The sequence below is a fragment of the Streptomyces sp. NEAU-YJ-81 genome, assembly GCF_017592595.1.
GTDB classification, from domain to species: domain Bacteria; phylum Actinomycetota; class Actinomycetes; order Streptomycetales; family Streptomycetaceae; genus Streptomyces; species Streptomyces hygroscopicus_B.
Window position 1 is genome coordinate 416,252 of record NZ_JAGFNO010000002.1, and the last position, 11,815, is coordinate 428,066.

Here is an 11,815-nt window from a genome sequence, read left to right on the forward strand (position 1 = left end):
CAGTGATTGCTGGCACGGTCGTATTCGCGTTCGTGGGAGGCGGCGGCATGGCTGGGCTGACGCATGAGCATGTGCGGGTGGCGGTGATCGGAGCCGGATTCGGCGGTCTGGGAGCGGCGGTGCGGCTGCGCCGCGCGGGCATCACGGATTTCGTGGTCCTGGAGCGGGCGGAGGCGGTCGGCGGGGCCTGGCGGGACAACACCTATCCGGGGTGCGCCTGCGATGTCCCGTCGCATCTGTATTCGTTCTCCTTCGCGCCCAACCCCGACTGGCCCCGGAACTTCTCCGGCCAGCCGCATATCCGCGCGTATCTGGAGCGGGTCGCCGGCACCTTCGGGCTGCGGCCGCACCTCCGCTTCGGCGCCGAAGTGCGGTCCCTGCGCTGGGACTCCGCGGCGGTGCACTGGGAGGTGGAGACGGTGCGAGGCTCGCTGACCGCCGATGTCGTGGTCAGCGCCACCGGTCCGCTCGCCGACCCCCGGATCCCGGACATTCCCGGGCTCGACGGCTTCCCCGGCGCCGTCTTCCACTCCGCGCGCTGGGACCACACCGCCGATCTGCGCGGCAAGCGCGTGGCGATGATCGGCACCGGCGCCTCGGCCATACAGATCGTCCCCGCCATCCAGCGCGAGGTCGGCCGGCTCACCCTCTTCCAGCGCACCCCGCCCTGGGTGCTGCCGCGGATGGACCGCCGGATCAGCGGCCTGGAGCGATGGCTGCACTCAAGGATCCCGGCCACCCGGGCGCTGCGCCGCGGGGTGCTGTGGGGTATCCGGGAGCTGCAGGTGGGGGCGTTCACCAAGCGGCCGGGCGAGATGCGGTTCGTCGAGCGGCTGGCCGGTGCGCATTTGCGACGGGCCATCAAGGACCCGGCGCGGCGGGCGGCGCTGACCCCGGACTACCGCATCGGCTGCAAGCGCATCCTGCTTTCCAACGACTACTATCCGGCGCTCGCCCAGCCGCATGTGGACGTGGTCCCGGCCGGGCTGAAGGAGGTGCGTGGCGCCACCCTCGTCGGTGCCGACGGCTCCGAGACCGAGGCCGACGCGATCATCTTCGGCACCGGCTTCCATGTGACCGACGTCCCCATTGCGCAGCGGGTGACCGGGGCGCGCGGGACGACGCTCGCGGAGGAATGGAAGGGCGGGATGGAGGCGCTGCGCGGCACCAGCCCGGCGGGCTTCCCCAACTTCCTGACCATCATCGGGCCCAACACGGGCCTCGGGAACAGCTCGATGATCCTCGTCATAGAGGCGCAGCTGGCCTATATGGCCGACTATCTGCGCCAGTTGGACACCCTGGGCGGCAAGGTCGCGCTGGACGCCCGGCCGTCCGCGGTGCGGGCGTACACGGACATGATCCAGGAACGGATGCGGCGCACGGTGTGGAACACCGGCGGTTGCGACAGCTGGTACCTCGACAACGGCCGCAACACCACCCTGTGGCCCGGGACGACCAGCGAGCTGCGGAAGGTCACCCGGCGCGTGGACCTCGCCGAATACACGGTGCTGCGGCCGCACACCGGGCCCGTCAAGGCCACGGTGTCCACGGCGGGTGCGGGGAGGGGATCGCGGTGAGGCGGCTTCCTTCTCCGACCGTCGGGCCGTACGCCCCGCCCGTCCCGGAGCGCGAGTTGACGGTCGTCTCGGCCGACGGGAGCCGGCTCCACACGGAGCTGCACGGCCCCGAGGGCGCCCCGGCGGTCCTGCTCGCGCACGGCTGGGTCTGCTCCACGGCCTTCTGGGCGCCGGTGGTGCGCGCCCTCTCGGCCGACCACCGGGTGATCGTCTACGACCAGCGCGGCCATGGCCGCAGCCCGGCCCCGGGGCCCGGCGGCTACAGCACCCACGCCCTGGCCGACGACCTGGTGGCGGTGCTGGAAGCGACCCTTCCGCCCGGTCGGCGAGCCGTGCTGGCGGGCCACTCCATGGGCGGGATGACGCTGATGACCGCGGCCGACCGCCCCGCGCTGCGCGAGCGCGCGGCCGCCGTGGTGCTGTGCAGTACGGGCGCCTCACGGCTGGTGGACCGGTCGCGGGTGGTGCCGCTGCGCTCCCCGCGGGCACGGGCGCGGGTGCACCGCGTGCTCCTCGGCTCACGCGCCCCCCTTGGCCCGGTCACCCCGCTCGCCAAGCGGCTGGTGCGGTACGCCACGATGGGCCCCGGCGCCGACCCGGCCGCGGTGGACATGTGCGCGCGGATCCTGCACGCCTGCCCCCGCGCCGTACGCGCCGGATGGGGCCGCGTCCTGCTCGACCTCGAACTGGAGGCGCGCGTCGGCGAACTGACCATGCCCACGGCCGTCATCGTCGGCACCGCCGACCGGCTCACCCCGCCCGAGCACGCCGATGCCCTGGCCGCCGCGCTGCCGCACTGCACCGGCCTCATCGAGCTTCCGGGGCTCGGCCATATGACCCCGGTGGAGGACCCCGAGGCGGTCACCGGCGTGATCCGCGGCCTGGTCGAGGAGTTCGGGACGTCTCAACCGACAGCAACAGCCGAAGCGAAGGAGCAGACGACATGAGTGCGCGCAGGAGCCTTGAGGGCCAGGTCGCGGTGGTGACGGGCGCGGCGCGGGGCGTCGGCGAGCTGCTCGCGCGCAAGCTCTCCGCACGCGGCGCGAAGGTCGCGCTGGTGGGCCTGGAGCCCGAGGAGCTGAAGCGGGTCGCGAAGCGGCTGCCGACCGACTCCGCCCACTGGCACGCCGATGTCACCGATGCCGAGGCGATGGCGCGGGTGGCGGGGGAGGTCGTGGAGCGGTTCGGCGCGGTGGACATCGTCTGTGCCAACGCTGGTGTGGCCCAGGCCGGTCCGTTCCTCGACTCCGACGAGACGGCCTGGCGGCGGGTGATCGAGGTCAATCTGATGGGCAGCGTCACCACGGCCCGCGCCTTCCTGCCCGCGCTGACCGCCAGCCGCGGCTATCTGCTGCAGATCGCCTCGCTCGCCGCGCTCGCGCCCGCGCCCATGATGACGGCGTACTGCGCGTCCAAGTCCGGGGTCGAGGCGTTCGCCCACAGTCTGCGGGCCGAGGTGGGCCACCGTGGGGTGTGGGTCGGCGTGGGCTATCTGAGCTGGACGGACACCGATATGGTGCGCGGCGCCGACCAGGACGAGGTGATGCGCGAGCTGCGGCAGCGGCTGCCCTGGCCCGCGGGCCGCACCTATCCGCTGGGCCCGGCGGTGGACCGGCTGGTGGCAGGCATCGAGCGCCGGTCGGCGCATGTGTACGCGCAGTGGTGGCTGCGCGGTATGCAGTCGGTGCGCGGCTATCTGCCCGCGTTCATCCACGCCGTGGGGCGGCGCGAGATGCGCCGTGCCGAACCGAGGCTGGCGGCGACCCGGGAGGGGCGGGGCGGTCTGGTGGGCGAGGGCGGCGCGGCGGACGAGAAGGCGCGCACGGCGGGCACGCAGCGTCACCAGTAACGCTCTGTCAACCGCGCTGACCTGCGCTTTCGTCGGCTCCTCCGATCCGAAATGCGGAGAAAGTCGGCACATGTAACTCTTGTCGGGCCCGACGCCATTCACCCGATGAGGAGTGACACATGGGCCCCAAGGACCAGCCGAAAGACAAGGGCCAGCAGGCCAAGCGGAAGCCGCAGGGCGGGCGGAGCCAGGAGCCGCGGCGCGGCCAGCAGCCCGGCGAGCGCATGCAGTCCGGCGAGCGGCCGCAGTCCGGTGACCGCGCGCAGCCCGGTGACCGTGCGCAGTCCGGTGACCGTGCGCAGTCCGGTGAGCGTATGGAGGAGCGCTCCCGCCGGGAGCCGGGGCAGGAGCAGCGCAGTGGCCAGCAGGACCGGCCGGAGGCCCGCGGGCAGTCCCAGCGGATGAGCCGTGAGCGCCGTCAGCCGGGCATGGGCGACGAGACGATGGACCAGGAGCCCTTCGAAGAGATGTGACGCGCCAGGGCCGGAGGGGCGCATCCCCATGGTCGACCATGGGAATGCGCCCCTGCGCCTGTCTGTGCCCGGCGCAGCTCCTGCCCCGGCCTCCCGGTGGAAGCGCTCACTTCCCCTTGCGGGGCGCCTTACTTCCCTTGCGCGAGGACTTACTTCCCTTGCGCGGCGGCTTACTTCCCTTGCGCGGCGGCAGTTGGGGTCGGCGCAGATCGGGCACGTCCGAGTAGTCCGGCGGGGTCGCGGCCGGATGCCGCTCCAGCAGATCGAGCGCCGTACGGACGGCGACCCCGAGCTGCGGAGCGCGGCCCTCCGCCCAGTCCACGGGGGAGCGCGGCGCCTCGATGTCCGGCTCCACACCGTGGTTCTCCACGCCCCAGCCGTAGGCGTCGAACCACGCGGCGTTCATCGGCACCGTGATCGACGTGCCGTCGCCGAGGCGGTGACGGCCGGTCATCCCGACCACCCCGCCCCAGGTGCGCAGCCCCACCACCGGCCCGATGCCCTGGATCTTGAAGGCCGCGGTGATCATGTCGCCGTCGGAGGAGGTCGCCTCGTCGGCGACCGCGACGATCGGCCCGCGCGGCGCGTTGCTGGAGTACGACACGGGCTCGGCGTTGCGGGTGAGGTCCCAGCCCATGACCTTGCGGGTGAGCTTCTCCACCACCAGCTCGCTGATGTTGCCGCCCGCGTTGCCCCGGACGTCCACGATCAGCGCGGGCAGCGACATCTCGCGACGCAGATCGCGGTTGAACTGCGCCCAGCCCGAGCCGCCCATGTCGGGGATGTGGAGATAGCCGCACCGCCCGCCGCTCAACTCCCGCACCACGGCACGGCGCTGGGCGACCCAGTCCTGGTAGCGCAGCGGCCGGTCGTCGATCAGCGGGCAGACCGCGACCCGGCGCGCCGGACCCTCGCCGTCCGGCGGCTCGAAGGACAGCTCCACCGTCGTGCCGCCCCCGGCTGTCAGCAGCGGGAACGGACCGGCCACCGGGTCCACCGGGCGCCCGTCGACATGGGTGAGGACGGCGCCGTCCCGGATGCCCAGACCGGCCAGCGGCGAGCGGGCCCGGGAGTCGGAGGACTCACCGGGCAGGATGCGGGCCACCGCCCACCGGCCGTCCTTGGTGCGGGTGAGGTTGGCGCCGAGCAGTCCGATGGGGCGCTGGTAGTGGGGCGGACCCTCGTTGCGGCGCGCGGCGGCGACGTAGGCGTGCGAGGTGCCCAGCTCGCCGAGGGTCTCGCGGAGCAGATCGGCGAACTCGTCGGGCGAGGCGACCCGTTCGACCAGCGGACGGTACTGGTCGAGCACCCCGTCCCAGTCGACACCGCACATCCCCGGGTCCCAGAAGTAGTGCCGGGTGATGCGCCCGGCCTCGTCGTACGCCTGCCGCCACTCGGCCGCCGGATCGACGGTGTGCTGGATCCGCCGCATGTCGAGATGGACCGTGGAGTCGCTGTCGCCGCTCTCGGTGGCGGGCATCGCGCGCAGATCGCCGTCGTCGTAGGCCACCAGCCGGGTGCCGTCGCCGCTGACCGCGAACCAGTCCAGCTCACTGGTGAGTTCGGTCCGTTTGGCCTTCGCCAGGTCGAAGTGTTCCAGGGTGGGGCGGCTCGAGGTCTCGGCCGGGTTGGCGAACGTCTCGCCGAGCGCGCCCGAGATCGGCCAGCGCAGCCACACCAGTCCGCCGCCGCTGACCGGGTACAGCGAGGAGTACTTGGACGCGGACACCGGGAAGACCGTGACCCGGCTGGCCAGCCCCTCCACCTCGACCGTCACCGTGCCGTCGCCGTCGTCCCCGCTGTCGTCCGGGTCCAGCCCGCCCGCCGCCGGGCGCCCCTCGGGGGACAGCGCGAAGGGCGAGGGGGTGGCGGAGGACAGCGGTACGAGATAGGGGCGGCAGCCCAGCGGGAAGGAGAGGTCGCCGGTGTGCACGTCGTAGACCGGGTCGAAGCCGCGCCAGGAGAGGAAGGCGAGATAGCGGCCGTCGCTGGTGAAGACCGGCTCCTCGTCCTCGAACCGCCCGTTGGTCACGTCCACTATGGTCCGGTCGGCCAGCCGCGCGATCTTGATCGAGCGCAGGGTGCGGCCTATCCCGGGGTGGGACCAGGCGAGCCATCCCGAGTCGGGGGAGAAGGCCAGGTCGCCCGCCGGGCCGTTGTCCGACCGGATCAGCTCGGTGACCTCGCCGTCCCCGTCGGCGGAGGTGTCCACCAGCAGCAGCCGCCCGTCGCCCGCGGCGACCGCGAGCAGGTCGCCGTCCGGCGAGGACTCCAGCTCATGCACCCGCCCCAGCAGCCCGGCGGCCAGCCGGCGTGGCTCGCCGGGGCCGCTGGCCCGGGGCAGCTGCGCGATCTCGATGGCGTCCTCGCCCTCCGCGTCGGTGAGGTACGCGACCCGGCCGGTCGAGCCCAGCATCACGGGCAGCCGCACCCGGACGCCCGGGCTGTCGGCGAGGGTGCGGGCGGGGCCGTCGCGGTGGGTGAGCCAGTACAGGCTGCCGCGGACGCACACCGCGCTGGCCCGGCCCGTGGTGTCCACCGACAGCGAGTCGATATGCGAGGCGGCCGGCACCTGGTAGGGCCGCCGCCCGGTCCGCGCCCCGCCCAGCCGTACGTCCAGCTTGCGCGGCACGCCGTCCGGGCCCAGGTCGTCCACCAGCCACAGCTCGCCCGCGCACTGGTAGACGACGCGGGAGCCATCGGTCGAGGCGTGGCGCGCGTAGAAGTCGGCGTGGTCGGTGTGGCGGCGCAGATCGGTGCCGTCGGGCAGACAGGAGTAGAGATTGCCGATGCCCTCGTGGTCGGAGAGGAAGGCGATCCGGCCGCCGACGAACATCGCCGCGTCCAGATGGCCGTTCAGCTCCTCCGCGAGCCGGGTGCCGTGCAGCCACAGCCGCCCCGTCGCACCGCCCCGGTAGCGCTTCCAGGTGGCGGGCTCATGCGGCGGCTTGCCGGTCAGCAGCAGGGTGCGGCGCTCGCCGTCGAGGTCGGCCACCGCGATATCGGCCACCGGCCCCCAGGGCAGTCGTCCGCCGGGGCTGCCGTCGGTGGGCAGGGTGTAGGCCCAGGAGAAGTGGGAGAACGGCTGCTCATGGGAGGAGACCGCGAGGATCTGGGAGACGCCGTCCTGGTCCGGCGGGGTCCAGCCGCAGACCTGGGCGTCCGTACTGCCCCAGTAGGTCAGCCGGCGGGCCGGGCCGCCGGCCGCGGGGACGAGATAGATCTCCGGGTCGAGGCTGCGCCAGGTGGTGAACGCGATCTGGGAGCCGTCGGGGGAGAAGCGGGCAGGTCCCACGCGCGTACGGTCCACGGTCAGCCGCCAGGCCCGCCCCGGGGGCCCGTCGGGAGCGGTCAGTGGGGCGACCCACAGATCGTCCTCGGCCGCGAAGCACAGCAAGTCGCCGTGCAGATGCGGAAATCGCAGGTATGCCAGGTCGTCGTCGCTTCCGTAAGGCTCCACCCCACCCATGTTTTCGAGCTACGCCATTTGGAGCAACTCGGTTCTGTGACCTAGACCACGAGCGAAACGGTGCTGTTTCGATAGTGCCGCGCTTATGCTGGAGGAGTACGAAACCGTTTCGTTCGGAGGGAGGCGACACGCCATGCCGGCCATGGACCAGGCAACGGAGGACCGGGACACCGCCCGGGTGCGTCGCAGCCGACTCTCCCCCGAGCGCGAGCGGGAGTTGTACGAGGCGGTGGTGGAGCTGCTCGGCGAGGTGGGGTACGACGGTCTGACGATGGACGCCGTCGCGACCCGTACGCACTCCAGCAAGGCCACGCTCTACCGCCAGTGGAAAGGCAAGCCGCAGTTGGTCGCGACCGCGCTGCGGCACAGCAAGCCCGTTCTGCTCGAGGGTGTCGACACCGGAACGCTCCGCGGGGACCTGCGGGAGATCGCGCGGTGTTCGGAGACCGCCCACGAGCGGGATGCCGCGCTGATGAGGGGACTCGCCCACGCAAGCCACGACAACCCGGACCTTCATGAGGCCCTGCGAGAGTTGTTGATCTACCCCGAGATCGACGCGCTCCACGCGCTGCTGAGGCGCGCCGTCGACCGGGGCGAAGTCGCCCCGGACCGGCCCGCTCTGAACTACGTCATGCACATGATGTGCGGCGCGTTCTTCACCCGAGCGCTCGTCGAGGACAAGCAGCCGGACCAGACGTATCTCCTGGAGTACATCGACGCCGTGATCCTCCCCGCGCTCGGCGCCGCGTAGCCCTTCTCTCTCACTTCCCTCCCTCCCCGCACAGCCACATAAGGCCCCGACCGGCGCGCCGCTCTCGTCGCCGGCTCGGTTACCCATCCCTGCCCAGTGCCATCCAACCGACGGGAGCACCTCTTCTCGTGGCCACCTTCCTTTATAAACTCGGCCGGTTCGCCTTCCGGCGACGCGGCTTCGTCGCCCTGATATGGGTGGCGCTGCTCGCGGTCGCGGGCGTCGGCGCCGCCACCGCCTCACCGCCCGCCAACGACAGCTTCTCCATCCCCGGCACCGAGGCCCAGAAGGCATTCGACCTGCTGGAACAGCGGTTCCCCGGAGGTAACGCGGACGGCGCCACCGCCCGTGTGGTCTTCCGCGCCCCGAGCGGCGAGAAGATGACCGACCCGGACAACAAGGCGGTGGTCACCAAGACCGTCGCCGACCTCAAGGCGAGCTCGCCGCAGGTCGCCTCGGTCGCCGACCCCTACCAGGCCCAGGCCGTCAGCAAGGACGGCTCCACGGCGTACATCCTGACCAGCTACAAGGTCAACTCCATGGAGCTGAAGGACCCCGCCAAGGACGGTCTGAAGGAGGTGGGGGAGAAGGCCGAGAAGTCGGGCCTGAAGGTGCAGATCGGCGGTGACGCGCTCCAGGAGATGCCGGAGACCGGATCGACCGAGATCATCGGCATCGCGATCTCCGCGGTCGTCCTCGCCATCACCTTCGGCTCGCTGGTCGCCGCCGGACTGCCGCTGCTGACCGCGCTCATCGGCGTCGGCATCGGCATCGCGTCGATCACCGCGCTCGCCACCACCCTGGGGCTGTCCACCACCACCTCGACACTGGCGATGATGATCGGCCTCGCGGTCGGCATCGACTACGCGCTGTTCATCGTCTCCCGCTACCGCGCGGAGCTGGCCGAGGGGCGGGACCGGGAGGAAGCCGCCGGACGTGCCGTGGGCACCGCGGGCTCCGCGGTCGTTTTCGCCGGCCTTACGGTGGTCATCGCGCTGGTCGGCCTCGCCGTCGTCAACATCCCGATGCTGACCAAGATGGGCTTCGCCGCGGCCGGTACGGTCGTCATCGCCGTCCTCATCGCGATCAGCCTCATCCCGGCGGTGCTGGGCTTCGCGGGCAAGCGGGTGTTCGGGCGCAAGGCGCGCCGGCGGCTGGAGGAGCGCCTTGTGGCGGGTCCGGACGCCTCCGCCGAGGAGAAGCCCAACATGGGCACCCGCTGGGCGCGCTTCGTGCTGCGCCGCCCGCTGATGGTGCTCCTGGTGGCCGTGCTCGGCCTCGGTGCGGCCGCCGTGCCCGCCGTCAGCCTGGAACTCGGCCTGCCGGACGACGGCTCGCAGCCGGTCAGCAGCCAGAAGCGCCAGGCGTACGACGCGATCTCCGACGGCTTCGGCCCCGGCTACAACGGTCCGCTGATGGTGGTCGTCGACGCCAAGGGCAGCGATGACGCCAAGGGCGCGGCCGAGCAGGTCCGTAAGACCATCACCGGCCTGGACGGTGTGGCCGGGGTCAGCCCGGCCACGTTCAACAAGGCCGGTGACACCGCGACGCTCTCCGTCATCTCCAAGTACAAGCCGAGCAGCATCGACACCGAGAACCTGGTCGGCGACATCCGGGACGAGGCGAGCGGCTTCAAGGCCGACACCGGCGCCGAGGTGCTGGTGACCGGCCAGACGGGGATGAACATCGACATCTCGCAGAAGCTCAACGACGCGCTGGTGCCCTATCTGGTGCTCGTCGTCGGACTGGCCTTCCTGCTGCTGATGGTCGTCTTCCGGTCCGTCCTGGTCCCGCTCAAGGCGGCGCTCGGCTTCCTGCTCTCCGTCGTCGCGGCGCTCGGCGCGGTGGTCGCGGTCTTCCAGTGGGGCTGGCTGGCGGATCTGTTCGGCGTCGAGGAGACCGGCCCGATCATGAGCATGATGCCGATCTTCATGATCGGTGTGGTGTTCGGTCTGGCGATGGACTACGAGGTCTTCCTGGTGACCCGGATGCGGGAGGCGTACGTCCATGGCGAGCGCCCCGGCCAGGCCGTCGTCACCGGCTTCCGGCACGGCGCCCGGGTGGTCACCGCGGCCGCGGTCATCATGATCAGCGTCTTCGCCGGGTTCATCGGCTCGTCCGAGTCGATGATCAAGATGATCGGCTTCGGCCTCGCCACCGCGGTCCTCTTCGACGCCTTCGTGGTCCGTATGGCCATCGTCCCGGCGGTCCTGGCCCTGCTCGGCAAGTCGGCCTGGTGGCTCCCGCGCTGGCTGGACAGGGCGCTGCCCAATGTGGACGTGGAGGGCGAGGGCCTGCGCAAGCAGCTCGAGCCGACCCCCGCGGCCCAGCAGCGCGACTCCGACCCGGACGCCGAGCTGACACGCGTCTGACCTGCGTCTGACCTGCGTCTGTAGCCGGCGTTACCTTCGGCCCGACGGCGGCCTTCCGATCCCGGAAGGCCGCCGTCGGCGTTTGATCCTGGGCCATCCCGACCGATTCCGCGATGACCGCGCTCTTGCGAATGACTTGCAGGTACGGGCTACCATCGGGCCGATAGCAGCAGCTCAGGAGCGGAGTCCCGCCATGCATGTGCCCGACGGATTCATCGACGCGCCGGTGTCGGCGGTGACCGGTGTGGTCGCCGCCGGGGCCGTCGCGGTCAGTTTGCGCGGTGCCCGGCGGGAGCTCGACGAGCGGACCGCACCGCTGGCCGGGCTGGTGGCGGCGTTCATCTTCGCCGTGCAGATGCTCAACTTCCCCGTCGCCGCCGGGACCAGCGGGCATCTGCTGGGCGGGGCGCTGGCCGCGATACTCGTGGGGCCGTATACGGGGGTGTTGTGCGTCTCCGTGGTGCTGCTGATGCAGGGCGTCCTGTTCGCGGACGGCGGCCTTACGGCGCTCGGCGTCAACATCACGGACATGGCCCTGGTCACCACGGTCGTGGCGTACGCGATCTTCCGCACGATCGTGAAGCTGGCCCCGCATCGCCGCCGTACGGTCACCGTCGCGTCCTTTGTGGCGGCGCTGGTCTCCGTACCGGCCGCTGCGGTGGCCTTCACGGCGATCTACGCGCTCGGCGGCACCGCCGATGTGGCGATCGGCAAGGTCTTCGCGGCGATGGTCGGGGTGCATGTGCTGATCGGCATCGGCGAGGCGGCGATCACCGCGCTGACGGTCGGTGCCGTCGTGGCCGTACGGCCGGATCTGGTCTACGGGGCGCGGGGCGTGACCGCGCGTCCGCTGGAGATCCGCGACAGCCCGCTGGCCCCGGCCGCTCCGGGAGCGGTGGCCCGGGCCGGGGCTCCGGCGGCCGAACCCGCGACGGCGACCTCCGAGGCCCCAGAGACCCCCGAGACCTCTGCGATCTCCGCGACCCGTGAGCCCGCCGCCGTGCCGCAGCGGTCGGCGCGGCGCGTGTGGCTGGCCGGGCTCGCGGCCGCGCTGCTGTGCGCCGGGGTCGTGAGCTTCTACGCCTCCGCCAGCCCCGACGGGCTGGAGAAGGTCGCCCATGACAAGGGGATCGACGCGAAGGAAGAGGACCACGCCGCCAAGGACTCCCCGCTCGCCGACTACGGCGTCAAGGACATCTCCGACGCCCGGCTCTCCGGCGGGCTCGCCGGGGTGATCGGCGTGGGGGCCACGCTCGCCGTCGGGTCCGGGGTCTTCATCGTCGTACGGCGGCGCCGGGCGACGGCCGAGAGCGGGCGGGGCTGA

8 protein-coding genes are annotated in these 11,815 nt (G+C 72.0%); 7 read left to right on the forward strand and 1 reads right to left on the reverse strand.

The features are described 5' to 3' along the window. Positions 1–47 precede the first annotated feature (47 nt). From J5X86_RS07430 to J5X86_RS07445, 4 genes are all read left to right on the forward strand, one after another. The gene (locus J5X86_RS07430; protein ID WP_208516141.1) at positions 48–1,577 is read left to right on the forward strand and encodes an NAD(P)/FAD-dependent oxidoreductase; all 1,530 of its coding nucleotides are present in this window, start codon (positions 48–50) and stop codon (positions 1,575–1,577) included. After that, positions 1,574–2,524 carry an alpha/beta fold hydrolase gene (locus J5X86_RS07435; RefSeq protein WP_208515963.1) on the forward strand — a complete coding sequence of 317 codons (951 nt, stop codon included), beginning with the start codon at positions 1,574–1,576 and terminating at the stop codon, positions 2,522–2,524. Before J5X86_RS07430 ends, J5X86_RS07435 begins: the two co-directional genes overlap by 4 nt. Beyond that, a complete protein-coding gene (locus tag J5X86_RS07440; protein ID WP_208515964.1) occupies positions 2,521–3,426 on the forward strand; it encodes an SDR family oxidoreductase in 906 nt (301 codons plus the stop codon). Before J5X86_RS07435 ends, J5X86_RS07440 begins: the two co-directional genes overlap by 4 nt. Before the next feature lie 119 nt (positions 3,427–3,545). Then, entirely contained in the window at positions 3,546–3,899 is a 354-nt protein-coding gene (locus J5X86_RS07445; protein WP_208515965.1) for a hypothetical protein, read from the forward strand. Between the two features lie 106 nt (positions 3,900–4,005). Here the strand turns inward: J5X86_RS07445 and J5X86_RS07450 are convergent, their stop codons facing one another. Then, positions 4,006–7,368 (reverse strand): S41 family peptidase, encoded by a 3,363-nt coding sequence (locus J5X86_RS07450; protein WP_208515966.1) that lies wholly within the window; start codon positions 7,366–7,368, stop codon positions 4,006–4,008. Positions 7,369–7,501: 133 nt separating this feature from the next. On the opposite strand from J5X86_RS07450, the gene J5X86_RS07455 reads away from it, so the two are divergent. The 3 genes from J5X86_RS07455 to J5X86_RS07465 all read left to right on the forward strand — a co-directional run bounded on the left by J5X86_RS07455 (position 7,502) and on the right by J5X86_RS07465 (position 11,815). Next, positions 7,502–8,119: a TetR/AcrR family transcriptional regulator gene (locus J5X86_RS07455; RefSeq protein ID WP_240450676.1), complete on the forward strand. Its 618-nt coding sequence runs from the start codon at positions 7,502–7,504 to the stop codon at positions 8,117–8,119. Positions 8,120–8,247: 128 nt separating this feature from the next. After that, a complete protein-coding gene (locus tag J5X86_RS07460) occupies positions 8,248–10,491 on the forward strand; it encodes an MMPL family transporter (RefSeq protein WP_208515967.1) in 2,244 nt (747 codons plus the stop codon). Positions 10,492–10,684: 193 nt separating this feature from the next. After that, on the forward strand, positions 10,685–11,815 hold the full coding sequence (locus tag J5X86_RS07465; protein WP_208515968.1) for an energy-coupling factor ABC transporter permease: 1,131 nt from the start codon (positions 10,685–10,687) through the stop codon (positions 11,813–11,815).

Excerpts from the sequence above, each read along its gene's own strand:
- J5X86_RS07450 (WP_208515966.1), bottom strand. The coding sequence starts at position 7,368 with ATGGGTGGGGTGGAGCCTTACGGAAGCGACGACGACCTGGCATACCTG.
- J5X86_RS07445 (WP_208515965.1), top strand. The coding sequence starts at position 3,546 with ATGGGCCCCAAGGACCAGCCGAAAGACAAGGGCCAGCAGGCCAAGCGG.
- J5X86_RS07455 (WP_240450676.1), top strand. The coding sequence starts at position 7,502 with ATGCCGGCCATGGACCAGGCAACGGAGGACCGGGACACCGCCCGGGTG.
- J5X86_RS07440 (WP_208515964.1), top strand. The coding sequence starts at position 2,521 with ATGAGTGCGCGCAGGAGCCTTGAGGGCCAGGTCGCGGTGGTGACGGGC.
- J5X86_RS07465 (WP_208515968.1), top strand. The coding sequence starts at position 10,685 with ATGCATGTGCCCGACGGATTCATCGACGCGCCGGTGTCGGCGGTGACC.
- J5X86_RS07430 (WP_208516141.1), top strand. The coding sequence starts at position 48 with ATGGCTGGGCTGACGCATGAGCATGTGCGGGTGGCGGTGATCGGAGCC.